We start from the raw sequence: 23,175 nt of genomic DNA, 5'->3' as shown, positions 1-23,175 counted from the left end.
TATGGACGATCTCAGCAAACTCGAATCACAACTCGAGCAGCTCAAACCAGAGGAAATGCCCTCTGACATGCTGGCCCGAATGGAGCAAGCGATGTGCCGTTGGCAAGATCATGTTCCTGCAGAAGAGGAGAAAGTAATTGCTTTCCCGCAGGACACCCCAACCAAGCAAGAATTCAAATGGGGCATGGGCATGTCCGCCGCCGCCGCCGCTGTGGCAATCATGGGAGCCGTTTCCGCTCTGATGTTTACTGGTGATACTGACCCGTCAGCTAGCATGGCACAGAAGAATGCCGCTTTGCCTCCAGTACCTGAAGTAGCCAGCCCGCCACAGACAGTGATCAATGGCGCAATGACAACTCCAGCGACTACCGTAGTTGTACCTGATTCTGTTCAGCAGAACGTGGTCCGCGCTAGCGATGCTGGCATCGTCACCGAAGATGGCAAAGTGCCTCATCGATTCTTCAAAATTGACGTGCTCGACCGCATCCAGCTCAAAGACGGCAACGGCAGAGTTTACGATGTCGAGCGACCAGGCGTACGCTACATCATGCTGCCTGTAGAAACTGAATAGTTTCTCAGTAAATACATCACAGGCTCATCATTGGATGGGAAAATTTATCACTCTCTAGCTGAACGATTTCAGCTAGAGAGTTTTTTTTAGCACATGCCAGTTAATGGTTTTAGTTGGTAGCGGGGTGAATTATTTTCTTAATAATTAAACAAACTAGCTGGCGAACTGCGCTCATAGTTAGTAAGTAAAACTCTAATCAACTATCGTCTATGAAAAATAAATCATTGCTAATTGGCCTGTCTTCCGTGTGGCTAGCAGTGCCCGCTCCCGCAATAGAACGACCCTCAACATTATCAGATATTGAGAGCCCAACTAAACAGGCTGCTCCTCCAGCTATCGCCGCGCAGGCCAATGCCATCGCGCAGCAGCAAGCTCAAGCAGCACAACAGCAGGCCCCAGCTGCCGATCTGGCCCAAGCCGCTGAACCCGCTCCAGCTGTGGAAATCCAAAACCAGCGAGCGTGGATGGGAGTATCAGGCAGCCCTGTGACCCAGGTCTTAGCCGCCCAGCTGAAATTGAATCCGAATCAAGGATTAGTCATTCGCTACGTCGCCCCAAATAGCCCAGCCGAAGCCGCTGGTCTGCAAGTTCACGACGTCTTGCTTAAATTTTCTGATCAAGAAGTCTCCAGCCAGCATGACCTGAGCCGAGCGGTGAGTGGATTCCAGCCAGACAATGAGGTCACTCTGGACATCATCCGCGGCGGCGAAGCTAGCCAGCTCAAGCTGAAATTAGGCGCTCGTGCCATGCCTCAGGTCGCTGAGCGTGGTGTGCATGAAATGCCGCAGTTTGATCGCTTTCTCGAAAGATTGCCCGAAGCTGACCGCCAGCACATCCAGCGCATGCTTCAAGGGGACCTAGCCCAGCTGCATCAGCAGTTCGACCAGGCACTTGAGTTCATGCCCGATGCACAAGCTGCACCCGGTGGCGCCGACAAAGGCATGCGCCTAGGCATCCAGTCAGGCAAAGCCAAAATCCGCTTTCAAGGGCCAGATGGCAAATCAGTAGAAATCAATGTCAACGACGACGGGCGTGACGTTTGTGTGCGTGATGCCTCAGGCGAAGTGGTCTTCGAAGGTCCCTACAATAGCGACATCGACAAAGCCGCTGTGCCAGACGACGTGCGCGAGCTCATCGAACAGATGGACATCTCCGGACGTGGCATGCAGCTACTAGGTGGCCGCTAAAATAGCTTTTAGTGCTGATTTGATTTACAGATCATCAACCTCAGGTCTCTCGCGGGAGGCTTGGGGTTTCTTTTTGCCTACCGCATCCAGCTCGCAGGTTCAGCTAGCCAGCTAGCCAGCTAGCAAGTTTTCCAGCTGGGAAAAAATCAACTGATGCCGAGGATGAGCATTTCACCCGGCTCGATCATATCGCCCAGCCCGCGGTGGAATAGCTGCTGGAACAATGCCGACTCAGGCGCAATCGTTGTTAGCGTAGAATCTCGAAACGGCAAGGTGAGGCCACCAGCAGATGGCAGCAGCAGGAAATACTCCAGCTCTTCCTCGCGATCTAGCTCGACCAGCGCACCGATGTCAATCGGCTCACCCAGCTCAAATTTCTCCAGCGTCACAGATTTCAGCGAGTCCAGCTGGCTTTGCATCACTTTCACCTGCTCAGCCTGCGCATTGGCCAAATACGATGCCTCTAGCCCGCGTGTATCATATTTCCCCTCAGCAGCATTTTCTGAGCCGGTAGATGCCTCGTGAGTTTCCTGAGCTGCCTGCGCCATGACCATGAGCTTTTCTTCAAGTTGATCAATGAGCTGCTTAACGATATCTTGTTTTTCCATACGCGTGGTACTCACTCAGCTGGTGGCGATGAGCTGGCTAAGTGAGTGGATGAATGAGTTTCTGATCTCCTGTGCATGATGGCTGAGCGCGCGTTGTTCAAGCTCGAATTCTGCTCGACCTGCGGAAGTTTCCACGCAGATCGGCTCATAGCCGTAAGCTGAAACATCGTACGGGCTTGCCCGCATGTCCAGCTCACGTGCCTTCATCGCCAGCTGGAAACTTTGCCAGTGCAGCTCAGATCCCATCCACGGCATGCACTTGCTGATCCACTTGTACAAATCCATATTGCTATGCAAGCAGCCTGGCTGTTCTAGCTGGTGGCGCGATGCCGTAGTCATCTGGTGCGCATTCAGCGGCTTGGCTTCCTCGGCAAAAAACCGATAAGCATCAAAATGCGTGCACACACAGCGCTGCGATTCCACATGGCGGTCAATCTCCGCCTGGCTCAGCCGCAGCGGCGTATCCAGCTGATAGCTGATGCGGTTGCCGCGGTAAACCATCGCCCATTCGTGGATCAAGCCACAGGCAAATTTCCCCGGTCGTTGGGAAATCGCCCGCTGCAGGTCGAGAATCGACTGCAACCGCCCGCGAGCCGCCTCGTCCAGTGCCGCTGGCTGGAGCCTAATGAGCCCATTTTCCAGCTGGTAGTGTTTCCTGGTGAATGGATTCTCACCTCCATCTGTCAGCTGCAAGACCTGCCCTAGCTGCGGGTGCCATTTCTCTATCTTGGCAAAGGGAAACGGGTAGTAAATAAAGAGAAAATCCAATATCGGATGCGGCTGGCGTGAGTCGCGCCGTTTGCGTGCACCCGCGGTGATCTCTCGCGCCCGCTGCAGGTGTCTAGCAGCCAGACCTCGCCATTGGTCATCACTAAGAAATGCTTCACCTACCGCGTCCATCGCCAAAGGGTTTACTTGCCCCAGCTCTAGCATGCAAGCTCTAGTAGAAAATCTAGCTAGATTGTTAGCGAGCTGGCTGGATGCAAACGCCAGAATCCTAGCCAGCTGGAATCGTTCATTAATATCATAGCTTATAAATTATGATGGTTTGTTAGTTCTGCCGCTAGATTCGGTTTCAGAGGGAGAGGCGGGAGATTGTAGGTTTGTTAGTGGCCGCTGTACAGAGATAGGCATGTCCATTTTGTCATATATTCTAGATTATTAAATCCATCTTGTCGTACGATTAGCTGCGGGTTAAAAGGAGCATGATTAAGTGCACATCACTGCATTTTTTTGAATGGAGGAATAAATATCAGGGATCAAGATGATGATGAAACAAGCCAAGGGAACCTTTTGTCTACCAGCCGCGCTGGGCGTCGCGTTTGCATCAGCTCTAACGGTAGAGGCTGAGCAGAAATATGAATCGGACTATGAGTCGTTAGCCAACTATCAGGCGCCGGAATGGTATCAGGATGCCAAGCTGGGCGTCTGGCCGATCTGGGGTGTTTATTCGGTTCCTTGTTACGCCGGCACCCACGCGGCTGAGTGGTATGCGTGGCACATGTATGATACTAGTAATGCTAACTGGCACTTCGAGCACCATAAAAAAACTTCGGCGACCAGAAGGATTTTGGTTTCAAGGATCTGATTCCGCTTTTCAAAGCCGAGAAATGGGATCCGGATGATTGGGTGCAGCTGGCGGAAGATGCCGGCGCTAAATATTTCACCGTACTCTCAGAATTCCACGATGGATTTGCGATGTACGATTCTAGCCACACCAAATGGAATTCGAAAAACATGGGGCCGAAGCGAGATGTGACTGGCGAGCTAGCCGAAGCAGTGCGTAAGCGCGGCATGAAATTTGGCATCTCTAACCATCTTGCTTTCAACTTCCATTTCTACAACCACAACCATGCTAACGGTTTTGATGCAAGTGACCCAGCTACCCATGGGCTCTATACCGATGGGCGGGGAGCCACGCCTGAGTTTGTCGACATGTGGTGGAAGCGCACCACGGAGCTGGTCGACAAATACCAGCCGGATCTTTATTATTTTGATTGGGGCTGGACACATCCGTCAGCTGGCGATGCATTTGTGAATGCCCGCCGCGATTTTTTTGCTTATTATTATAACAAGGCAATCGATTGGGGCAGTGGAACTTATGGTGACCCAAATGTGGTTATCAACTACAAGAGTTGGAAAGAATTCCATCCCGAAGTCATTGGCGTGCCAGATCAGGAGCGTGGTGGCGCATGGCAGATCAGCCCGCACGTCGCTCAGCTGGATGATGCAATCAGCATCAAGTCGTGGAGTTATTCCACAATCGATAACTATAAGACACCCAATTTCCTAGTGGATGCCTTTGTAGATCTCGTTAGTAAAAACTACTGCTTGCAGCTGGCATTCGGGCCGAAGGCCGATGGCACCATTCCGGATGAATACCGCACGCGCCTGCTAGAGTTAGGTAAGTGGCTGAAAGTAAACGGCGAGGCGATCTATGCCACTCGTCCTTATGTCATCTTCGGCGAAGGTCCGACCAAGTCTATCAAAGTGGAGAACTACAAAGAAATGATCACCGGCACCACCAAAGATATACGCTTCACACGCAATAAGGCTAATACGCTGCTCTATGCCACCGTGCTTGATTGGCCAGATGAAAAGCTGGTGATAGAGAGCTTCAAGGCGGGAAAATTTGACGCTGACAAGATCACCCGTATTGAGATGCTAGGCGGCGACGGCGAGCTGCAATGGCAACAGACTGATAGAGGGCTAGAAATCTCCCTGCCAGCCGCACCAGCCAGCGACTACGCACACGCATTCCGAATTTCATTTGAAGGTCAAGTGCCAGCTGTAAAGTGATGTTAGTTTTCTAGCTGAGCTACATTTAGTTTAGCTGATGATAATACGCCAAAGGCGTACAACAGCCTAGCCTAGGGGGAGGCCGTGCCGCAGGTACAACGCACCCCTAGGAAGCGACACCACCAAACAGCCAGCTCTGCAAGAGCGACACAAGTCGCAGCGCTAAGCCTAACGCTAAACCTACTTTCCATCTCAGGTCGGGGATTCTTAGAATGGAAGTAACGTGTATATCATAACTCAAAAACTACATGCAAGAAATTGATGAACTTATTGGTTTGCTAGATGGCCTACGCCAAAGGCGTGCAACAGCCTAGCCTAGGGGGAGGCCGTGCCGCAGGTACAACGCACCCCTAGGAAGCGACACCACCAAACAGCAGCTCTGAAAGAGCGAGACAAGTCGCAGCGCAAGGCCTAACACTAAACCTACTTTCCATCTCAGGTCGGGGATTCTTAGAATGGAAGTAACGTGTATATCATAACTCAAAAACTACATGCAAGAATTTGATGAACTCATTGGTTTGCTAGATGGCCCTACGCCAAAGGCGTGCAACAGCCTAGCCTAGGGGGAGGCCGTGCCGCAGGTACAACGCCCCCCTAGGTAGCGACACCAAACAGCCAGCTCTGAAAGAGCGAGACAACTCGCAGCGCAAAGCCTAACGCTAAGCATGCTTTCCATCTCAGTTAAGCCCATGTTTGAGCAAAACCCATGCACACGATGCTCGTCTCTAAAGCTTGGCCAAATAGTCCCAGCTGTGTGACTTCATCTGTTTGCTGATAGATGATATCCTAATTTTAGTGTTGAGGAAAATAGACAGGTAAATTTGCGATAATGATCAAGCTGTATCCAAGATGCTAACAAATCATTGCAACGCTGTCTCGCTCTTGCAGAGCTCCTATGCCATGGCCTGCGATACCCTATGGTTGCGTTGCCCCTTTGGGGCTGCCTTACCATAGGCTAGGCTGTTTCACGCCTTCGGCGTATTGTTATATCTGGACATGGCTCGCAGTGAAATGAAGTTAGGATGCCTAACTGATCTGCCGCTTGAAGAGATAGATCGGGGGATAGTTCATTTTACTGCCAAATAGCACTCTGGGTGGAGGTATTCCCGTGTGATGCTGAGGATTTCTTCAGGATCGATATCGGCACCAATGAAGATGCCTGAGCATGGTACTTTGTTGTTGCCGCGGGCGCTGATTGGATTCGGCGAGACGTCTAGGCCCACGCGTTCGTAGAGGTAACGTCGGCTAGTATTGTGATTCAGGGATAACAAAGCTTTGGCGCGGATGACAGTGGCTGGAAGTTTAGCGTTTGTGTTAGGTTTTGTTTGTTGAAGCAGGGAGAGGACTTTTTTTGCTAAGTTTACTGAGCTACTTGCTCTAGCTCAACGAAAAGAAAGCAAGCTAGCTGGAATGTTAGCTACATGTGTTGTTAACTTGCTGTGAGTACTACTAACGAATTAGCGTAGGATTATTTTGTTTTACTTGCTAGGCTAATCTTGGTTCTGTATGACAGCATGTATTATTATGACAAAACAATGGTGCATTTCTGTATTGGGCCTGCTAGTGGGGAATATTAGCTGTAATGCTGATCTAGTAGATGAGGGATCAGCTAGGTCGATGCTAAAAAATCTATCTAATATAAAACCATTAAAGTATACGGTTATTACTGATGTTAGATTGTCGCCGTACATGAAAGATTTGATTAATTCTCCTCATCTACCAGATTCGTACAATGTAATTGGTGAACATATATTTTCTGGAGATAAGTTTTCTATCAAAGTGTATTTTGAAGATACAAAGATCAGCTCAGGTTATCGTAAGGCAACGTTTAACGGTGAGAATTATTATTTTTATAGGGAGGACGACGGATATGCATGGGGCGCAATCACTGATAAAACGTTGTTTAAAAAGCCTGAGTTTGAGGTGATCAGTAATCCCCTGTCTGTGTATGAATTCCTATTACCAGATGCTGCTGTAGAAGCCTTTTATACTTATGCAAGTCCTGACCTGTTTAGTATCAGCTTACAAAATGAGTCATTTGAGTCACCTGAAATAGTCAGGACTGAAAGTGGTTTTTATGTAATACGCAAAGATTCAAATGGTAAAATAGTTAGGTATGATTTCACTGGAACTTTTGACCCATTCAGTATTTCTAAAATGAAGAAGCATTATGAGTCTGATGATTCTACACAAATATTCGAGTATGCTGATTGGGATGAGGTGCCAGCTGTTGAGGGGGGGATTAAATTGCCAAAGAGTATTAAATATCAGGCCTATATGGGGGATGAGTTAACCGTTAATCGAAGCACAAAGTTGCAAAGTCTAACTGTAGAAGCTGTAGTGAATTCTAACGAGTTTGAGATAGACTTCAAAGACGCAAATGTTATTTATGATCATGTAAACGATGTCACCATTGATAGGGATAACAAGGGTAGTAAAAATCCATGCAGTGATTAGCTACTAGCTCAGGTTACCTATCTAGTGGACTCGCGGGGAGCCCAAGTGATCTTAGCTAGATAGAAGAGGTTCAGATTCGGCGCTTCTGGCCTACTTTCAGCAGGCTGATTTTCTGGTGGGCGGTTCCCAGGGCTGAAGCCCTGGGCTTTGTTCTTATGGACCTTCGGCCCAGTGGTAAGCAAGTAGCTGGAGTAAGTAGCTGGAGTAAGTAGCTGGAGTAAGTAGCTGGAGTAAGTAGCTGGAGGAAGTAGCTGGAGGAAGTAGCTGGAGAGATTTATGGACCTTCGGCCCAGTGGTGAGCAAGGAGCTAGAAGGAAGTAGCTGGATAGATAATGGGAGTGAAGGGCCCTTCTTCTGCTAGATTTTGCTAACGATCACGATGTTTAGATTGCTGGGAAAAGGTCCGAAGGACCGAGAGATTGCAGCCCAGAGCAAGGTAAGGCTGAAGGCCTAGCCGCAGGTCTGGGGGGATTGCCCAAAAATAAGCAATAAGCCCTGAAGGGGCGAGAGAGAGCTAGGCTGGTAAATTTATCTAACCAGCTAGCTTATTGGTCGAGATATTTGGCGAGTTCGTCGCGCAGGGTGGTGCGGGCGCGGAACAGCTGGCTTTTGACGGCGGAGATACTGAGCTCGAGGATGTCGGCAATTTCCTCGTAGGGCATATTTTCGTAGCGGCGCAGGACAACGGCGAGGCGTTGTTTTTCTGGCAAATTCTGAATGGCTTTGTCGACGGCTGATTGCAGCTCGTTTTGCAGAGCTTGTTGTTTGGGGTCGAGGCTGGATTCGTCGGCAGCTTGCAGGTGGTGTTCGTCTTCGCGTTCTTCGATGGAGAATTCTTTTTTGCGGCTTTTGCGCCGGCTTTCGTTGAAGACGAGGTTGCGCGCGATGGTGTACAGGTAGGTGGTGAATTTTGCTTTCACCTTGTACCGGCTGGCGCTTTTCCACAGGCGGATGAATACCTGCTGGGCAATGTCTTCGGATTCTGAGCTATTACCGAGCATCTTGGCCACGGTGCCTACCACGGCGTGCTGGTGGCGCTCGATGAGCTGAGCAAAGGCATTTTCATCGCCGTCTTTGACACGCAACATCAATGCCACGTCTATCTCATTTTCCTGATCTCGTGGGCTTGAGCTGGAAGATTCTGAGAGAGCGGACATCATGGGTTGAGTTATCGTACGGGTATTTGCTAAACTTACACTCATCTTATGATTTAGAAAGAACACCGTGGCAACGCAGAAGTTGCTCGAATCTTTTGAAATCATGACTGTAAATTTTTTCCCAGCTGGCTAGCTTCGGGCATGATTTCGCAACTGCGCCTGATGAACTTCCGTTGTTTTGAGTCTTTGTCGCTCGAAATGAACGCGTCTGGCGCCTTATTTGTAGGGGATAATGCGCAGGGGAAAACGTCGATTCTGGAGGCAGTTTGCATGCTGGTGCGGCTGCATTCACCTCGTGCGGGGCGAAATTCCCACATGGTGAAATTTGAAAATAACGAGCTGGGAGTGGCTGGCTCGTGTTGGGATTCTGAGCTGCAAATTCGCTACTCGTCGCATGCGGGCATGAAATTGCAGGTGGAAGGTGAGCCGGTAGATCGCCAAGCTGAGTATCTAGCCGCTGGCGGGCTGATCGTGTGGATGGGCAATGAAGACATCGAGCTGATCCGCGGCAGTGGCAGCGTGCGTCGTCGCTACCTCGACTTCATCGGCAGCCAGCTGAGCCTGGAATACCGAGTGGCGCTGGTGCGCTACCAGCGTGCGCTGAAATCTCGCAACCACTTGCTCAAAGATCAGCGAAGCTCGCAGGCTGAGTTGGATGCTTACGCGCAGATATTGATAGAAAATGGCCAGCTGATCAGCCAGCAACGCAGCGAAATGGTTGAGCGGCTCAGCGAGCTAGCTGGCGATGTGCAGCGCAGCATCAGCGCGGGCAATGAGACATTGGCGCTGAGCTATCAATCTGGATCTGGTGATGATCTAGCGGAGAATTTACAAATGACAGAACAGCGCGAACGGCGGCTTGGGCAGACGGTGGTGGGCCCGCACCGTGATGAGCTGAAGCTAACGATCAATGGTATGCCGGCGGGTGATTTTGCTAGCGAAGGGCAACAGCGCACAATTGCGCTGGCTCTCAAGTTAGCCCAAGGTGAGCTGCTGCAGCAGGCGCGGGGGAAATTGCCAGTCTATCTGCTGGATGACATCTTTGGTGAGCTAGATACTCAGCGGCGCAATGCTGTGTTTGCTAGACTTCCTGAGCAGGCGCAGAAGTTGATCACCACTACCAATCTAGACTGGTTAGACGGCACCTATACTGAGGCACCACGCTATCGGGTGAGCTCAGGAGTATGCGAGCTGATAGAATAATGGATTGCTAGCCAGCTAGAAATTTCCAGCTGGCTAGAGAGTAACTCATTTGTTAGTTGCCGCTGAGTTCTTTGATTTTTTTGAAACAGGCAGCTGACCCTTCAGCTAATTTATTTCCGTCTCTATCAACCAAACAATAAAATGGGACAAAAGTGGCTTTGAGATTCCAGATGTCATCTGGCGTATCGCCCGGAAGGTAAGTTGGCCACGGGAAAGATTCTTGTTTTGCCCAATCGAGGGCTGCTGATTTATCTCTGTCGCGGCTGATGTGAATCATTTCAACCTGACTGTTATTTTGGATAGACTCTTTGTATTTCTCCACCAACTGTGGAGCTGAAGTTTTGCAAGGTCCTCACCAACTAGCAGAAAAGTAGAGTAGAAAGTACTCTGGAGATTTTGTCATCTCGTAGGAGGCAAAGCGCTTGCTTTCAAGGATTTTGAGTTTCTTTTTGCTCAGCGCGGTGCCCATTTTTGAGTTGGCGTATTTGGCCACCTCAGCATCTTGCTTGGCATTGAGCTCTTGTTGTTCTTTAGCTAGCTTGATCCATTCTAGATCGGCTTCGCTGAGCATGTCAGCGGAGAAGGTCACCTTCTTACCGCCATGCATTTTTACGGTGATTTTGTCACCTTCCTGTGATTGGAACTCACCTTTGAAGGTCTTGGTTCCATCGCTATTAGTCCATGTTCTGTATTCTGCAGAAGCATGAGTTAGAATCGTACAGCTGATCAAGCCGCACAGTAGTTGCTTGTACATGATAGCAATTTAGCGCCAGCATCTATCATGGTGCCAGCTAAAAAGCTAGAAAGTAAAAGTCTATCGGTTTGTTAGGCGAGGCATCCTGGGCAGTTTTGCACCCAATGTTGTGGGGAAATTTCTACCAATTCTGGCTGGCTAGATGTTTCACAGAGCTTGGCATTGCCTAAGGTATTGCGTGGCTGGAATGAACATCCAGCTGGCGGGTTACTGAGGTTAGGCGGCATGCCGGGGATGGTGTAGAGCGATTCACCTTTCTTATGGTTAGCTGGAATGCTCTTGAGCAGCGCGCGCGTATACGCGTGGCGTGGGTGGCTGAAAAGCAGGTCAGCTGGCGCGCTTTCGACGACTCGGCCAGCGTACATGACATTGACGTGATCGCAGTACTCGCTAACGACTGCGAGATCGTGGGTGATGAGAATGACAGCGGTACCGAGCTCTTTCTGCCGCGCCTTGATGAGGTCTAGCACTTGTTTTTGAACGGTGACATCTAACGCGGTGGTTGGCTCGTCACAGATGAGCAGCTCGGGGCGGGTGATCAGCGCCATGGCGATCATAACACGCTGACGCATACCACCGGAAAATTCATGTGGGTAGCTGTGGATGCGTTTTTCTGGCTCGGGAATGCCAACTTCAGCTAGAGATTCAATGGCGGCTTCTAGTGCTGGTTTGCCGGTGATTCCTAGGTGAATTTCTAGCGGCTCTATCAGCTGGGTAGAAATCTTCAGGTAGGGATTGAGCGATGTCATGGGATCTTGAAAAATCATCGAGATCCTTTTGCCGCGGATTTTTTGTAGTTCGGGCTCGCTCGCTTTTAGCAGGTCGGTGCCATCAAACATCGCGCTACCTGAGTGGATTTTTCCCGGAGGCTGGGGGATCAGCCCGAGTAGCGAATAACAGGAGACTGATTTGCCCGAGCCAGATTCGCCGACGATGCCTAGCGTCTGACCGTGGCCGACTTGCATGGACAGGTTTTCCACCGCGTGGACAATTCCGTTGCGGGTATGGAAGCGGGTACTCAGCTGGTTGACCTCAAGTAATGGCATGGTAATGGCGCGCGATTGGCAGTGGCATGCTAGGTGGCGGCCATGAGGATTCAAGGTTCAAGTTAGCTGATTGCTATTGGGCTAGAATAACACGGCTTTTGCTCGATAAAATGGGTTGCGTTCGCGCTCGGCAAATACCGTTGTTAGTGGACCGTGACCCGGGCACAAAATAGTCTCAGCGGGCAGGGTTTCTAGCATGTCATTGAGCGATTTCACCGCCATTTGATAGAATTCATTTTTCCTCGTGCCGCCCATTGAGCCAGCAAACAGGCTGTCGCCAACAATGCAGATATCTTTTTCAAATCCTAGCAGGCGATAGGCGCGGGCAATGACCAGCTGGCCAGATGTTTCGTGGCCTGTCACGTCGAGGATTTCTAATGAATGGTCATCATCTAGCGGAATCGTCTCTCCAACATTGAGGTGCTCGGGGAACTGAATATTCACGTGCGGCAGGTCTTTGAGCCCGCCGATGTGGTCGTGGTGTTGGTGGGTGATGAAGATGTTTTGCAGCTCCAGCTTGTGGTCGCGCATGAATTTAGCAATCTCGCTGGCGCTGGTGCCTGTATCTACCAATATCGCCTTGTCCGCCAGCTGGATGAGGAAGGCATTGACGCCTTGGTGGCCAAATTCTGAGGTGAAACATTTCACCGCATCAGGCAGCTCTGGCACTGGATAGGGGTGGGCTAGGCGGTCAAATGCTGTGGTATTTAGCTGTAGCGCAGCGGCGACTGACTTGATGAGCTCAAGCGGTGCCTGGCCTGCTAGCGCCAGCTCGATGTCAGCCAGCGACAGGTGTGAGCGCTGCGATAAACTCTCCGGCGTGAGCGCGAGACCGCGCATCGCTTTGGCCAAACTGTCCTGTGGATCGTCTTCTAAAATCATGGTCGTTGTAGGTGAGATACTTATACTATACCTATATTTGGGTGATTTGGCTAGTTTCAGCTGCCGAAAGATAATTCCCTTGTCTAGCAATGCTGGCCAGTAGTTACTGTGCTTATGGTTGAGGTTGTTTGTGCCATCATCGTAAATGAAAAAAATCAATATCTAGCGTGCCAACGTGCTAGCCATCAAAGCAATGCGGGTACTTGGGAGTTTCCCGGTGGGAAAATTGATGACGGCGAGAGCCAGCAAGTTGCTCTGGAAAGAGAAATCGCTGAAGAACTGGACTGTGATATGGCGATTTTCCGCCCACTACAGCCGGTCACTCACAGCTACCCACACATAAAAATCCGCCTGTGGCCGTATTATTGTCGTCAGCTAGCTAGCCAGCCGCAAGCGCTAGAACACGCACAACTGAAGTGGTTAGAAATTGAGCAACTCAGCGGGCTCGATTGGTCAGCGGCGGACGCTAAGATTGTGGAGGAAGTACTGCAGGACGGTGGGCTCACGCCGGTGAAAACTGAGCCACTGAGCTAACACCTAGCTGGTGATTAGCTAGACAGCGGGTGGATTGACTGAGGCCGCTGGAAAGACTTCGGCTTCTTTGTTGATCACCAGAACAATTTCCCCTTTGGCTTTGCGTTGTTGGAAATAGGCATGCACCTCAGCAGCTGTGCCGCGGTGGTAGGTTTCAAATTTTTTGCTCAGCTCGCGGGCGACACATACAGGCAATTCAGGATTGATGTCAGCGATGATTTCTAAAGTGGAGCCAATGCGATGTGGTGACTCAAAAAATAGACTGGTAAAATCTGCCTGTGAGGCAATTTCTAGCGCCGTGCGACGTTTGCCTTTTTTTACTGAAAGGAAGCCACCAAAGAAAAATGCATGGGTTGGGAATCCTGAGCCAGCGAGCGCGGTGAGCACTGCTGATGGACCAGGCAGCACGGTGGCGGCAATGCCATGTTTGAGCGCAGCTTGCATCAATCGGTAGCCGGGGTCTGAGACCATTGGCATGCCGGCGTCTGAGATGACGGCGATGTTAGCTCCATTAGTTGCTTTGTCTATCAGCTCGTCGACACGCTGAGCCTCGTTGTGGTCGTGCAGAGAAATCAAAGTTTTATCAATTTCAAAGTGCTTGAGCAGTGGCCGCGAGTGACGGGTATCTTCACAGCAGATCATGTCCGCCTCACGCAGTGAGTCGAGTGCGCGCAGAGTGATGTCTGATAGGTTGCCAATAGGCGTAGGTACAAAGGTGATCATGCTGGTAATTTGCTAGTGGCTAGAATCCGTTAGCTAGAGTGAGCACCATGCTATCGGTAGCTCGTTTGGTGGCGTCAGGCATGCCATTGCGTCTGGCTGTTTGCAGGTTGCCGTCAGCGATAAATCTGGTGGTTCCGCGGGATGATCCCTGATCAAGAACGCGCTGGGTCGTATTGTCTATCAGCTTCCAGTGGATGATCACGGTGGCGCTGAGTTCCTCTGAGCGCAGTGAGTCAATGCGTGATGAACTCACCTGGCCGTAGTTGACGTTAGTTACTCTACCAACGAGCACGGCATCTGCGTCCTCGGCATTGCCAATAGTGAAAGTGGCATCGCGAGTTAGAGAGTCGACAGCTGAGTTCGTTGCTAGAGAGCCTAGACGCACTTCTAGCGTATCATTATCAAACTGCGGCACCGCCACCGTTTTGATCTCGCTGAGATAATCAGGTTTGGTGCCATTGATGTGATAGCCTTGGCAGGCGGAGAGAACGAGCGCGATGAGCGCGGTGAGCAGATAGCGCATGGCCACGGAAGCTAGATGAATTATTGACCTAAGTTAGCGAGTCGCTGGCGGGTTTCTTTTTCAAGATCACTGCCTTTTTTCGCTTTCTTCAAGACGTCGTTGTAATAAAACTTGGCTGATTGGTATTCTTTTTTACTTTCGTAAAATTTACCAATTTCGAAGCTACGAGTGATGTCCTGACTACGGATCATCTTTATGTTAGCGCGTGAATCTTTGGCGCGTTTGTGATTCGGGTATTGCAGAATCACATCTTCAAAGACGTTGCGTGCGCTGTCCAAGTTAGCTAGGTTTTGGTTGCCTTTTTCAGACTTCATCATGAGCAACTCACCCACACGATAGAGTGCTTCTGGAGCTTCTTTGCTCTCGGGATAGTTGAGAGAAACTTGGCGGTACGCGCCGATGGCCTTGTCTGGAATCTTCGATTCCTGCCAGCTGGCTCCAATGGCAAACTGCGCAGCGGAGGCACTTGGTGCTTTGGGTGCGTTGTCGCGCACTTTGCTCATCATCTTCTCTACACGCTCGGGTCCAATCTTAGATTTCAGACCGAGGAAGTTATTTTTGATGATGCCGTCAGCAGCTTGATGGGCAATTTTGATCTGTCTATCGAAGGCAGTTTGATAGTGTCGGCTGCCTTGGAAATTTTCAATCAGCTCCTGATAGGCGTCAAATGAGTTCACTAACTTGCCCTGTTTGTAGAGCAATTCGGCTTCGTGAAATTTTGCTTCTGGAGCGGAGTCGGCGTATCGGTATTTTTTGTAAACCTCCTTATATCGAGAGATCGCCTTTTTGTCATTGCCGGCGGCTTCATAGCTGCGGCCCTCTTGGTACAAGGCTTCACCAGCTGCCATGGTGGCGCTCGTAACGGACCCAGCGGCTGGAGGGAGGTCGCTACTGCATGAGGCTAGTAGCGTCAGACATGTGGTTGTAATGGCTAGCTTGTGAAAACGCATACGGGCAACTTAGGCAATTCTTCTAAAATGCCAAGTCATATCAGCTTAGAAGGTGACGAGCGGCGCGGCAGCTGCTTGGGAATCTCACTTGACCTAGCTAAGTTCATGCTTAGTACTTTGATTATGGCTGAAGTTAAATCCACATTTACATTAGAAAAAGGACAGCAAGCGCCAGCGTTCCAGCTGGCTGACGCAGAGGGAAAAAATTACCAATCTGCTGAGCTGTTTGGCGACAATGGCACGCTTGTGGTATTTGCCTGTAACCATTGCCCATTTGTTATTATGTTAGCTAAAGAGCTGGGCGAGTATGCCCAAGAGCTCGCTGAGTTGGGGGTCAGTACGATTGCTATCAACTCTAATGATGTGGCGAATTACCCGCAGGACTCACCTGCGAAGATGGTAGAATTTGCCGTGCAAAATGGCTGGAATTTTCCCTATCTCTACGACGAAAGCCAAAACGTGGCCCACGCCTACGCCGCTGCCTGCACGCCAGATTTCTATCTTTTTGATGGCGATGGCCAGCTGGCTTATGCCGGTGAGTTCTGTCCTGCGCGGCCCACGAATGGAGTGGATGTCACTGCTTCATCGTTGCGGGCAGCTGTTGATTTGATGTTAGCTGGGCGCATCGATGGAATCAAAAATTCCTTCAGTAGTGGATGTAATATCAAGTGGAAGACTGGTAACGAGCCAGTTTATTTCACCCCTAAGCGGTAAGCTGTGGCTCAGCATATCGCCGTGAATTTATCAATTATGGCTAGGTTTTATCAGATAATTAGACCTTAGGTGCCAAATTGGGGACTTGATGATAGTTTTCGTTTTCCTGTAGGTATTAGTGGTTGTGCCGCAAATATGTTTTTTGTATTAAGTTTTGCGGATTGTTCAATTATGAAAAAATTATTCAAAAAGTCTGTATTGTTGTTCTCACTGCTAGGCACGCTTTCTCTATCAGCTGATAACGTTGTGGTAGAGGATGGATTTGTGGCCCTGTTTAATGGGAAAGATTTTTCTGGCTGGCACGGCAATGGAGAAGGGTATTCCATCGAAGGTGGCGTACTTTCATGTGATGGCAAAAAGAACCTCATGACGGAGAAGGAGTACAAAAACTTCGTTTTGCGTTTTGACTTCATCGTTCCCGCAAAAGGAAATAATGGCATTGCGCTGCGCGCGCCACTTAAGGTGAATCCAAAAAACATGATGGAGATCCAGATTTTGGATAACCCTGCCTATCAAGAGAAAAAGCTGAAACCATATCAGTACCACGGTAGTGCTTATGGTTGGGCTGGTGCAAAACAAGGATACCTCAAGCCAACGGGTGAGTGGAACTCTCAGGAAATTGCTGTTAATGGAGACGACTTGAAAGTGACTCTGAACGGTACAGTGATTCTTGATGTTAACCTAGCTGAGATCAAACCAACATTGGAACCTAAGCACAAAAGTGTTTGGAATGAAAATGGCCGTCTTGGCTTGCTCGGCCACGGTGCTGGTGTGAAATTCCGCAACCTGCGCATTCAAGAACTTCCAGCTAACTAGTTGCTGGTAAATCTCTGCAACTAGCAGAATATTTATTCAAATTTTAACAGGGGGATAGACTAGTGGTTTAGCTAATTGTTAGCTTCCGTGTCATCCCTTGATTACCCACAACTGGGACTGAATTTGCTTCAGCCTATGTTGTGGGTATTTTTTTGCCTTGGAAATGGACTTCTAAATGAATCCACTCAGCTTGCTCGTTTTAGCCTGAATTATCTGTTTGATTATGCTTTTAGTGCTTGTAGCTGAAGGGTTTGCTCGGTAGGGGTGAAATTTAGTATGAAAAGATATCTAGCGCTCACACTATTATTAACCCCCTATTTGTCTGTTTCAGCGGAACTACTAAGCTCTGACATTGCTGTCGCTCGTGCTTATGAATGGATGGAAAAACATTCGCTTATGAACGATGCGGATCGTGAAGTCGACACTCTATCAATTTACCCTAACGATGATGCAGAAAAGGCAGTTTATATCATCAACTTTTCCCCAGCTGGGTACATGGTATTGAACCGTGATGATGCAACTGGCCTGGTGGTGGCATTCAGCGAGCAAGGCATGTACGATACCAGCCAGCCAGAATCACCAGCTTTTGCCATGCTTGATAGCCATCTAGCTCAATTAGACTTGGCTCCCTCCGTGGCCACGCTGAGCTTAGCGGCGGAGGTGCCAGAAATCGGCACACTAGCGGAAAATATTGTTGTTGAGCCCATGATGGAGACAACGTGGAACCAGGCTCATCCGTATAACTTGTATACGCCCACGCATAATAAGATAACTTTGTCAGAAGAGCAATATCGTGGCCATGCGGCTGTAGGTTGTGTACCCTTGGCATTTGCCCAGATTATGTATTACCACCGCTGGCCGGTTAGGGGACACGGTGAGAGTAGTTATTCTAACCCAGGTGGCGATAAGGCGATTCCTCTATCATTGTCAGCAAACTACGAACATCGTTATGACTGGGCGAATATGCTTTTGCATTATGATCCATTTTCAAATTTCCCAGCTGAGCAAGAGCACTCTGTTGGGCAGTTGTTGTCTGACGTCGGTATTGCCTCTGAGGTGATCTACAAATATGGTTCAACTGGCGGGAATGGATACGATTCTGCGCGTGCGTTAGAAAATCACTTTTTTTATGAGGACATAACTGGTTTTGGCGGTACCCAAAATCAAGTTGCCTCCCAAGTACGTACTAGTTTGAAAGCGGGCTTGCCTTGTGCTGTCTCAGTTCCTGGGCATAAAATTGTCGCTGATGGTCTGAAGAAGGTTGATGGTGTTTGGTATTACCACATGAATTACGGCTGGAATGGTAACTATGATGGTTGGTGGAAAGCTAACGAGCAATCAGAACTGCTAGGTGATCCCTACGGGTTCACTCGCACGGAGTTCATGATTCGTCCTAGGATGTTAGCGTTTCCTGCGTTTCTTGAAGCCACAGCGAGTGTTGATAAAGTTGATGTTTATTGGATTCTGCCAAAACGCCTGCATAGTGAGGTGGAGAAAATTACCGTATCTAGCTACAACTCGTCGAAAGATAAGTGGACGGTGATTCATGAAGATACGGATTTAAATACCGTGACTGGTGCGAGTCTAGCGAGTGAATTGACTGGTCAAGATATCCACCTAACGAGCCTGACTGATCTGGCTGAAGGTGAGCATACTTTGGGGGCTTTTGTGACTTATGACGGTGGCCAGACAGATATTATTGTGGAACCAATGACATTGACCGTGAGTGCCAGCGGTGTGGATGACCTAGATGATTCTGATGGTGATTTAATTCCTAACGTGATCGAAGATATGTTGGGCTTTGATAAGAGTCAGCCTAACGAACTTCCAAGTGTCGTGGTTAACGCCTCTGGCGCAGTGAGTATGGATGTGCCGTTAAATGCGGCTGTGGATACCAGCTCGCTACGCATCGAGTTTTCCGAGAATCTAGCGGATTGGTATGATGCTGAAGAGGACGGTGGCGATATGGGCATCGGCTGCACACGTGACAGCTCAGGCATGAAGCTTAGTTGTTCTTTAGATAATTGTGCGGAGCTATTTTTCCGTCTGCGCGTGCGCGACTAACGAGCAACTAACTGTCGCTGAAATCACAGTAAACTTGCGAATCTAATCATCAGTCCTATATTGGGGGATGCTTAGTAAAGTATTGATTTACGGTGGCTCCAGCGGCATTGGCTGGGCAAGTGCGCAGTTGTTACACCAGCAAGGTTACCAGCTCCATCTAGTTGCTAGAGACGAGGCTAGACTACAGGCTAAGGCTGCTGAGATCGGGGCTAGCTACACTGTTGGTGATGTGATGGACGATGAGACATTTGCTAGAGTGGCGGATGAAACCAGCGGCCAGCTAGCAGGCTTAGTTTATTCAGTCGGGTCGATTCGGCTAGCACCGCTAGCTAGATTGACTCGTCAGCAGATGCTAGATGATTTTTCCCTCAATGCTCTGGGAGCTGCGCTCGCGGTGCAAGCGAGTTTGCCTTCTTTGAAAATGGCGACGGGTACGGCTTCGGTAGTTCTATTTTCCAGCGTGGCAGCCAGCAGTGGATTCAATATGCATAGCTCGATAGGTATGGCTAAATCTGCGGTGAATGGCTTGATGTTATCTCTCGCCGCTGAATTAGCACCTGTCGTTAGGGTGAATGCGATTGCTCCATCACTGACGGCGACGCCTCTAGCTGAACCATTGCTCACTAATGAAAAAATGGCTGAGTCTCTAGCTAAGATGCACCCGATGAAGCGTCTGGGAACTAGTGATGACATTGCTAAGATGGTGGCCTACCTGATCAGTCAAGACTCTAGCTGGATTACAGGACAATGTTTTGCTGTGGATGGTGGGCGCTCGACCTTGTGTGTTTGAGTTAGCGCCAGCTAGATTTTAGCTGTCTAATCCACCTGCCTGTGTTTGTATTTGCACCATGATTGATGGTCTGAAAGTCATCGCCTTTGATGCCGACGATACCTTGTGGGTGAATGAACCGTATTTCCATGCTGTGGAACAACGATTCTGTGATTTGCTAGGATTGCCGCTTGCTGACGAAGTCGTGAAAAAGCGGCTGTTTGAGATCGAAGTTGGCAATATTCCGCTTTATGGATATGGGGTGAAAAGTTACATCTTGTCCATGGTAGAAGCGGCGATAGAGCTGACTGCTGGCCAGATTGATAACGAGTCTATCAGCGAAATTTTGAGTTATGGTAGATGGATGCTAGAGCATCCAGTTGAGTTGATTGGTGAGATTGAAATCGTTCTAGCAGAGTTACAAAAATCGTATCGTTTGGTGGTGGTCACCAAGGGTGATTTACAAGATCAAGAGCGCAAGCTGGCTGATTCGGGATTAGAGAAATACTTCCACCACATCGAGATTGTATCGGATAAAAACGAGCACGAATATTGTAAGCTGATCCAGCACCTAGATATTCAGCCAGCTGAGTTGTTGATGGTGGGGAACTCGTTAAAATCAGATGTCCTGCCAGTTTTGCAACTCGGCGGCCATGCTGTCTATCTGCCAAATGAAACGAGCTGGGCGCACGAACGAGTCGACGGCGCGGGTGCGTTTGACAAGTTCATCGAAATTGATCGAGTCGATCAGTTGCTAGATATTTTGAAATAAAAAAGCCCACCGCAATGAGCGATGGGCTTTGATAAAGTTAGGTTTGTATCGCGAGCTTATAGCCCTGGGATATTTAATCCTCCAGTGAGCTTCTGCATTTCCTGAGCGGCCATGTCTTTGCCTTTGGCGATGGCTTCTTGAACACCTTTGAGTACCAGGCCTTCTAGGAAATCAACATCTTCAGCGTCGACGATGCTAGGGTCAATTTTGATAGACTGAACGTCACCTGCACCAGTAGCGGTGACAGTAACTTTGCCGCCGCCTACCGATGTTTCAACGGTTTTCTGGGCGAGTTCTTCTTGCGCTTGTTGCACACCAGCTTGCATTTGCTGGGCTTGTGCCATGAGTTTTTGTAGGTCCATATGTGATTAGTTAGTTTTGAGTTTCAACAAATTTGGCTTCGAAGATTTCTAGTGCTTTTTTCACTAGCGGGTCATCGTAAAAGCTTTCGTCCAGCTGCGGGTTTTTGTCATTGGTTTCCGGTTCTGGCTCAGCGGCGACTTCTTGTTTTGGTGGCGCTTTTGGTTTTTCCGGCTCAGGTGGACGTTCAGGTTCTTCTGGCGCATCTTCGATGAGGCCACTGAGCATGTCGGTGAAATCAGCGGTTGGCTGGCTAGCTGGTCTTCTAGCAGGAGCGGCGGCAGGTGGTTCTTCGATCCGCAGGCCTAATGAATCAGCATCACCGTCTTGAGCATCTGAGAAGAGAGGGGCCTCGGCTGTTACGGCTGGTTCAGCTGTTGGTGCTGCGGGAGTTTCCACAACAGGCTCAGCTGGCGTTTCTGTTACTGGAGGAGCTGGGGTGACTTCTGGCGGCGTTGTCTCAGTGTTAGTCAGAGTGGCCGCTGAATCAAATGAAGGTTCTGGTTCTGGAGTCGGTTCTGCTGGCGCTTGCGGAGCAGGTGCTGGCTGTGTTGCTGCGGCTGTTGGGGCCGGTGTTTCAGCTGGTGTTTCAGCTGGTGCTTGGCTGGCTGCAGTTGGTTCTGCAGCTGGTGTTTGAACTTGTTGAGCTGCTGGCTGGCTAGCTGGAGCTGCTGCTGGCTGGCTAGTGTTAGCTACTGGCGCTGCTTGTGCGGTGAGCTCGTTAATGTTATCTAGCGGCCCCGCACCACCGAGCGCTTTGACTACATCTGAGATGCTGAGCTCGCTGAGTGATTGGATAGCTTTGATTAGACCGAGCTCGAAGTGTAGGCGTTTGTTACTCGCCCATTTCATTTTCCCTTCTGTATCCGCGAGAATATCTATCAATGATAGTAGGCGGTCAGGGGTGAGTGGCCCAGCGCTCTCGGTGAGTTGTTGCCAGAGTTCGACGGAAAATCCATCGTTGTTAGCTGATGGGTCGAGTTTGCCAACCAGCAATGCTCGCAAGCAGTTGATGAGCTCGGCTAGCAACTGGCTGAGGTCTTTGCCTCCGCGTGATTGCTGGTGAACGAGCTCTAGCGCTTTGGCGGTATCTTTTTTGAGAATGGCGGTGGAAATGGCAGCCACTGTCTCGCGTGAGGTAAAACCAAAGATATCGAGCACGTTAGTCTCGGTGATTTGCTCCCCACAGAAGGCTACTAACTGGTCGAGCATGGATTGCGCGTCGCGCATGCCGCCGTCTGCTCCCTTAGCGATGGCCCAGGCCGCAGCTTGATCTAGTTTCACCCCTTCTTCAGTAGCGATGTAGCTGAGATGGTTGGCGATGATGTCGGTGGGGATTGGGCGCAGGTCAAATCGCTGACAGCGCGAAATGATAGTTGGTAGGATCTTGTTAGGCTCAGTGGTGGCAAAGATGAATTTGACGTATTCTGGCGGTTCTTCCAAAGTTTTCAGCAGGGCATTGAATGCCGCTGTTGAAAGCATGTGCACCTCATCGATGTAGTAAATTTTGAATTTCCCCTGTGACGGAGCAAAGCGCACATCGTCACGCAATTCGCGCACTTGTTCGACGCCATTGTTGGAGGCACCATCAATTTCTAGCACGTCGAGCGATGTGCCGTTAGCAATTTCCTCACAGATGATGGCGTCAGGGTCAAAGTCAACACTCGGGCCATCTGGGCAGTTGAGTGCTTTGGCTAGAATTCGCGCAGTGGTTGTTTTGCCGGTGCCACGCGGGCCAACAAACAAATAGGCATGAGCAAGGCGCTGCTTTTCGATCGCATTGCGCAGCGTCTGCACGACGTGATCTTGACCAAGAACGTCTTTGAATGTGCGTGGCCGATATTTTCTGGCAAAAACCTGATAGCTCATAGACAAGGAATCTAGATGAGCTGGTCGATTTGAAAATAGCGAAATGAAAAAAAATGACCGCATCGGCGGTCATTGACTGAACTCGTGAAAAATCTAGCTGGATATTATGGGATACGGAAGATTTTTGCCGTATTGATATCCGGCTTGCCGGTTTTTGCATCCACGCTGGCGGTGGCTGGGTCGCGGGCGAGCTGGCCACTTTTCATGCCGCTAACGTCAACTAAGTTATGAGGACGGAATGGGCTGATGACTTGTTGCTTTTTCGGGTCACCGTATTTCACCGCGAGTGGGTATTTATCGGCGTCGGCATAAGCTGCTTGGGGCGAGCTGGCATTGGTAGGCGCGCATGATGGAATGAGCACCGCGCAGGTGGCGGCGGTCGCTATCATGGATACGATAGTTTTAAGCATGCCCAAG

General features: G+C 49.7%; 28 protein-coding genes. 12 read left to right on the top strand and 16 right to left on the bottom strand.

Annotation, left to right across the window (positions count from 1 at the left end):
* Nucleotide 1 precedes the first annotated feature (1 nt).
* Both JIN82_RS01855 and JIN82_RS01850 read left to right on the top strand, forming a co-directional pair.
* Nucleotides 2–571, top strand: a complete 570-nt coding sequence (locus JIN82_RS01855) for a hypothetical protein (protein WP_200309931.1) — start codon at nucleotides 2–4, stop codon at nucleotides 569–571.
* Between the two features lie 209 nt (nucleotides 572–780).
* Nucleotides 781–1,758, top strand: coding sequence for a S1C family serine protease (locus JIN82_RS01850; RefSeq protein ID WP_200309930.1), 978 nt, complete (start codon nucleotides 781–783; stop codon nucleotides 1,756–1,758).
* Nucleotides 1,759–1,904: 146 nt separating this feature from the next.
* On the opposite strand, the gene JIN82_RS01845 is transcribed toward JIN82_RS01850, so the two are convergent.
* A complete protein-coding gene (locus JIN82_RS01845) occupies nucleotides 1,905–2,366 on the bottom strand; it encodes a hypothetical protein (protein WP_200309929.1) in 462 nt (153 codons plus the stop codon).
* Nucleotides 2,367–2,381: 15 nt separating this feature from the next.
* Entirely contained in the window at nucleotides 2,382–3,299 is a 918-nt protein-coding gene (locus tag JIN82_RS01840) for a hypothetical protein (RefSeq protein WP_200309928.1), read from the bottom strand.
* A gap of 331 nt (nucleotides 3,300–3,630) precedes the next feature.
* Here JIN82_RS01840 and JIN82_RS01835 point away from each other — a divergent pair, with 331 nt between their 5' ends.
* Nucleotides 3,631–3,954, top strand: coding sequence for an alpha-L-fucosidase (locus tag JIN82_RS01835; RefSeq protein WP_200309927.1), 324 nt, complete (start codon nucleotides 3,631–3,633; stop codon nucleotides 3,952–3,954).
* Nucleotides 3,951–5,165 carry an alpha-L-fucosidase gene (locus tag JIN82_RS01830; protein WP_234041714.1) on the top strand — a complete coding sequence of 405 codons (1,215 nt, stop codon included), beginning with the start codon at nucleotides 3,951–3,953 and terminating at the stop codon, nucleotides 5,163–5,165. Before JIN82_RS01835 ends, JIN82_RS01830 begins: the two co-directional genes overlap by 4 nt.
* A gap of 1,067 nt (nucleotides 5,166–6,232) precedes the next feature.
* On the opposite strand, the gene JIN82_RS01825 is transcribed toward JIN82_RS01830, so the two are convergent.
* Nucleotides 6,233–6,436, bottom strand: coding sequence for a hypothetical protein (locus JIN82_RS01825; protein ID WP_200309925.1), 204 nt, complete (start codon nucleotides 6,434–6,436; stop codon nucleotides 6,233–6,235).
* Between the two features lie 418 nt (nucleotides 6,437–6,854).
* On the opposite strand from JIN82_RS01825, the gene JIN82_RS01820 reads away from it, so the two are divergent.
* On the top strand, nucleotides 6,855–7,622 hold the full coding sequence (locus JIN82_RS01820) for a hypothetical protein (RefSeq protein WP_234041703.1): 768 nt from the start codon (nucleotides 6,855–6,857) through the stop codon (nucleotides 7,620–7,622).
* A 153-nt stretch (nucleotides 7,623–7,775) separates the two neighbouring features.
* Here JIN82_RS01820 and JIN82_RS17060 read toward each other — a convergent pair whose 3' ends face one another.
* Both JIN82_RS17060 and JIN82_RS01815 read right to left on the bottom strand, forming a co-directional pair.
* On the bottom strand, nucleotides 7,776–7,925 hold the full coding sequence (locus tag JIN82_RS17060) for a hypothetical protein (protein ID WP_234041702.1): 150 nt from the start codon (nucleotides 7,923–7,925) through the stop codon (nucleotides 7,776–7,778).
* Nucleotides 7,926–8,167: 242 nt separating this feature from the next.
* A complete protein-coding gene (locus tag JIN82_RS01815; protein WP_200309923.1) occupies nucleotides 8,168–8,782 on the bottom strand; it encodes an RNA polymerase sigma factor in 615 nt (204 codons plus the stop codon).
* 138 nt (nucleotides 8,783–8,920) lie between these two features.
* Between JIN82_RS01815 and recF the strand changes: the two genes are divergently transcribed.
* On the top strand, nucleotides 8,921–9,982 hold the full coding sequence (recF, locus tag JIN82_RS01810) for a DNA replication/repair protein RecF (protein WP_200309922.1): 1,062 nt from the start codon (nucleotides 8,921–8,923) through the stop codon (nucleotides 9,980–9,982).
* 52 nt (nucleotides 9,983–10,034) lie between these two features.
* Here the strand turns inward: recF and JIN82_RS01805 are convergent, their stop codons facing one another.
* The 4 genes from JIN82_RS01805 to JIN82_RS01790 all read right to left on the bottom strand — a co-directional run bounded on the left by JIN82_RS01805 (nucleotide 10,035) and on the right by JIN82_RS01790 (nucleotide 12,664).
* Nucleotides 10,035–10,304, bottom strand: coding sequence for a TlpA family protein disulfide reductase (locus JIN82_RS01805; RefSeq protein ID WP_200309921.1), 270 nt, complete (start codon nucleotides 10,302–10,304; stop codon nucleotides 10,035–10,037).
* 30 nt (nucleotides 10,305–10,334) lie between these two features.
* Entirely contained in the window at nucleotides 10,335–10,736 is a 402-nt protein-coding gene (locus JIN82_RS01800) for a hypothetical protein (protein WP_200309920.1), read from the bottom strand.
* 71 nt (nucleotides 10,737–10,807) lie between these two features.
* Nucleotides 10,808–11,782, bottom strand: a complete 975-nt coding sequence (locus JIN82_RS01795; protein WP_200309919.1) for an ABC transporter ATP-binding protein — start codon at nucleotides 11,780–11,782, stop codon at nucleotides 10,808–10,810.
* 81 nt (nucleotides 11,783–11,863) lie between these two features.
* Nucleotides 11,864–12,664: an MBL fold metallo-hydrolase gene (locus JIN82_RS01790; RefSeq protein ID WP_200309918.1), complete on the bottom strand. Its 801-nt coding sequence runs from the start codon at nucleotides 12,662–12,664 to the stop codon at nucleotides 11,864–11,866.
* 114 nt (nucleotides 12,665–12,778) lie between these two features.
* Here JIN82_RS01790 and JIN82_RS01785 point away from each other — a divergent pair, with 114 nt between their 5' ends.
* Nucleotides 12,779–13,198, top strand: coding sequence for a (deoxy)nucleoside triphosphate pyrophosphohydrolase (locus tag JIN82_RS01785; RefSeq protein ID WP_234041701.1), 420 nt, complete (start codon nucleotides 12,779–12,781; stop codon nucleotides 13,196–13,198).
* Nucleotides 13,199–13,216: 18 nt separating this feature from the next.
* On the opposite strand, the gene rsmI is transcribed toward JIN82_RS01785, so the two are convergent.
* The 3 genes from rsmI to JIN82_RS01770 are packed head-to-tail and all read right to left on the bottom strand — an operon-like array spanning nucleotide 13,217 to nucleotide 15,394.
* On the bottom strand, nucleotides 13,217–13,921 hold the full coding sequence (gene rsmI / locus JIN82_RS01780) for a 16S rRNA (cytidine(1402)-2'-O)-methyltransferase (protein WP_200309916.1): 705 nt from the start codon (nucleotides 13,919–13,921) through the stop codon (nucleotides 13,217–13,219).
* A 19-nt stretch (nucleotides 13,922–13,940) separates the two neighbouring features.
* Nucleotides 13,941–14,444: an LPS assembly lipoprotein LptE gene (gene lptE / locus JIN82_RS01775; RefSeq protein ID WP_200309915.1), complete on the bottom strand. Its 504-nt coding sequence runs from the start codon at nucleotides 14,442–14,444 to the stop codon at nucleotides 13,941–13,943.
* A 20-nt stretch (nucleotides 14,445–14,464) separates the two neighbouring features.
* On the bottom strand, nucleotides 14,465–15,394 hold the full coding sequence (locus JIN82_RS01770; protein WP_234041700.1) for an outer membrane protein assembly factor BamD: 930 nt from the start codon (nucleotides 15,392–15,394) through the stop codon (nucleotides 14,465–14,467).
* Here JIN82_RS01770 and JIN82_RS01765 point away from each other — a divergent pair.
* Both JIN82_RS01765 and JIN82_RS01760 read left to right on the top strand, forming a co-directional pair.
* Nucleotides 15,383–16,108 (top strand): thioredoxin family protein, encoded by a 726-nt coding sequence (locus JIN82_RS01765; RefSeq protein ID WP_325099458.1) that lies wholly within the window; start codon nucleotides 15,383–15,385, stop codon nucleotides 16,106–16,108. The genes JIN82_RS01770 and JIN82_RS01765 overlap by 12 nt on opposite strands.
* Nucleotides 16,109–16,279: 171 nt before the next feature.
* Nucleotides 16,280–16,924 (top strand): 3-keto-disaccharide hydrolase, encoded by a 645-nt coding sequence (locus tag JIN82_RS01760; RefSeq protein ID WP_200309913.1) that lies wholly within the window; start codon nucleotides 16,280–16,282, stop codon nucleotides 16,922–16,924.
* Between the two features lie 221 nt (nucleotides 16,925–17,145).
* Here JIN82_RS01760 and JIN82_RS17685 read toward each other — a convergent pair whose 3' ends face one another.
* On the bottom strand, nucleotides 17,146–17,223 hold the full coding sequence (locus tag JIN82_RS17685; RefSeq protein WP_200310018.1) for a Beta-galactosidase C-terminal domain: 78 nt from the start codon (nucleotides 17,221–17,223) through the stop codon (nucleotides 17,146–17,148).
* Between JIN82_RS17685 and JIN82_RS01750 the strand changes: the two genes are divergently transcribed.
* The 3 genes from JIN82_RS01750 (at nucleotide 17,201) to JIN82_RS01740 (ending at nucleotide 20,529) form a co-directional block, all read left to right on the top strand.
* Nucleotides 17,201–18,988: a C10 family peptidase gene (locus JIN82_RS01750; protein WP_200309912.1), complete on the top strand. Its 1,788-nt coding sequence runs from the start codon at nucleotides 17,201–17,203 to the stop codon at nucleotides 18,986–18,988. The genes JIN82_RS17685 and JIN82_RS01750 overlap by 23 nt on opposite strands.
* Before the next feature lie 67 nt (nucleotides 18,989–19,055).
* On the top strand, nucleotides 19,056–19,778 hold the full coding sequence (locus tag JIN82_RS01745; RefSeq protein ID WP_200309911.1) for an SDR family NAD(P)-dependent oxidoreductase: 723 nt from the start codon (nucleotides 19,056–19,058) through the stop codon (nucleotides 19,776–19,778).
* 58 nt (nucleotides 19,779–19,836) lie between these two features.
* On the top strand, nucleotides 19,837–20,529 hold the full coding sequence (locus JIN82_RS01740) for an HAD family hydrolase (RefSeq protein ID WP_200309910.1): 693 nt from the start codon (nucleotides 19,837–19,839) through the stop codon (nucleotides 20,527–20,529).
* 56 nt (nucleotides 20,530–20,585) lie between these two features.
* On the opposite strand, the gene JIN82_RS01735 is transcribed toward JIN82_RS01740, so the two are convergent.
* The 3 genes from JIN82_RS01735 to JIN82_RS01725 form a co-directional block, all read right to left on the bottom strand.
* Entirely contained in the window at nucleotides 20,586–20,891 is a 306-nt protein-coding gene (locus tag JIN82_RS01735; RefSeq protein WP_200309909.1) for a YbaB/EbfC family nucleoid-associated protein, read from the bottom strand.
* A gap of 10 nt (nucleotides 20,892–20,901) precedes the next feature.
* The gene (gene dnaX / locus JIN82_RS01730) at nucleotides 20,902–22,758 is read right to left on the bottom strand and encodes a DNA polymerase III subunit gamma/tau (RefSeq protein WP_200309908.1); all 1,857 of its coding nucleotides are present in this window, start codon (nucleotides 22,756–22,758) and stop codon (nucleotides 20,902–20,904) included.
* 104 nt (nucleotides 22,759–22,862) lie between these two features.
* The gene (locus tag JIN82_RS01725; RefSeq protein ID WP_200309907.1) at nucleotides 22,863–23,168 is read right to left on the bottom strand and encodes a hypothetical protein; all 306 of its coding nucleotides are present in this window, start codon (nucleotides 23,166–23,168) and stop codon (nucleotides 22,863–22,865) included.
* Between the last annotated feature and the right edge of the window lie 7 nt (nucleotides 23,169–23,175).

Origin of the sequence: Persicirhabdus sediminis (assembly GCF_016595495.1) — a bacterium.
Classification (GTDB): Bacteria; Verrucomicrobiota; Verrucomicrobiia; order Verrucomicrobiales; family Akkermansiaceae; genus Persicirhabdus; species Persicirhabdus sediminis.
This window is presented reverse-complemented; position numbering and strand designations above follow the sequence as displayed.

Bases quoted from the DNA above. Each gene is read 5' to 3' on its own strand.
- JIN82_RS01855 (WP_200309931.1), top strand. From the start codon at position 2: ATGGACGATCTCAGCAAACTCGAATCACAACTCGAGCAGCTCAAACCA.
- JIN82_RS01850 (WP_200309930.1), top strand. From the start codon at position 781: ATGAAAAATAAATCATTGCTAATTGGCCTGTCTTCCGTGTGGCTAGCA.
- JIN82_RS01845 (WP_200309929.1), bottom strand. From the start codon at position 2,366: ATGGAAAAACAAGATATCGTTAAGCAGCTCATTGATCAACTTGAAGAA.
- JIN82_RS01840 (WP_200309928.1), bottom strand. From the start codon at position 3,299: ATGCTAGAGCTGGGGCAAGTAAACCCTTTGGCGATGGACGCGGTAGGT.
- JIN82_RS01835 (WP_200309927.1), top strand. From the start codon at position 3,631: ATGATGATGAAACAAGCCAAGGGAACCTTTTGTCTACCAGCCGCGCTG.
- JIN82_RS01820 (WP_234041703.1), top strand. From the start codon at position 6,855: ATGAAAGATTTGATTAATTCTCCTCATCTACCAGATTCGTACAATGTA.
- JIN82_RS01815 (WP_200309923.1), bottom strand. From the start codon at position 8,782: ATGATGTCCGCTCTCTCAGAATCTTCCAGCTCAAGCCCACGAGATCAG.
- recF (WP_200309922.1), top strand. From the start codon at position 8,921: ATGATTTCGCAACTGCGCCTGATGAACTTCCGTTGTTTTGAGTCTTTG.
- JIN82_RS01800 (WP_200309920.1), bottom strand. From the start codon at position 10,736: ATGTACAAGCAACTACTGTGCGGCTTGATCAGCTGTACGATTCTAACT.
- JIN82_RS01795 (WP_200309919.1), bottom strand. From the start codon at position 11,782: ATGCCATTACTTGAGGTCAACCAGCTGAGTACCCGCTTCCATACCCGC.
- JIN82_RS01790 (WP_200309918.1), bottom strand. From the start codon at position 12,664: ATGATTTTAGAAGACGATCCACAGGACAGTTTGGCCAAAGCGATGCGC.
- JIN82_RS01785 (WP_234041701.1), top strand. From the start codon at position 12,779: ATGGTTGAGGTTGTTTGTGCCATCATCGTAAATGAAAAAAATCAATAT.
- rsmI (WP_200309916.1), bottom strand. From the start codon at position 13,921: ATGATCACCTTTGTACCTACGCCTATTGGCAACCTATCAGACATCACT.
- lptE (WP_200309915.1), bottom strand. From the start codon at position 14,444: ATGCGCTATCTGCTCACCGCGCTCATCGCGCTCGTTCTCTCCGCCTGC.
- JIN82_RS01770 (WP_234041700.1), bottom strand. From the start codon at position 15,394: ATGCGTTTTCACAAGCTAGCCATTACAACCACATGTCTGACGCTACTA.
- JIN82_RS01760 (WP_200309913.1), top strand. From the start codon at position 16,280: ATGAAAAAATTATTCAAAAAGTCTGTATTGTTGTTCTCACTGCTAGGC.
- JIN82_RS01750 (WP_200309912.1), top strand. From the start codon at position 17,201: ATGAAAAGATATCTAGCGCTCACACTATTATTAACCCCCTATTTGTCT.
- JIN82_RS01745 (WP_200309911.1), top strand. From the start codon at position 19,056: ATGCTTAGTAAAGTATTGATTTACGGTGGCTCCAGCGGCATTGGCTGG.
- JIN82_RS01740 (WP_200309910.1), top strand. From the start codon at position 19,837: ATGATTGATGGTCTGAAAGTCATCGCCTTTGATGCCGACGATACCTTG.
- JIN82_RS01735 (WP_200309909.1), bottom strand. From the start codon at position 20,891: ATGGACCTACAAAAACTCATGGCACAAGCCCAGCAAATGCAAGCTGGT.
- dnaX (WP_200309908.1), bottom strand. From the start codon at position 22,758: ATGAGCTATCAGGTTTTTGCCAGAAAATATCGGCCACGCACATTCAAA.
- JIN82_RS01725 (WP_200309907.1), bottom strand. From the start codon at position 23,168: ATGCTTAAAACTATCGTATCCATGATAGCGACCGCCGCCACCTGCGCG.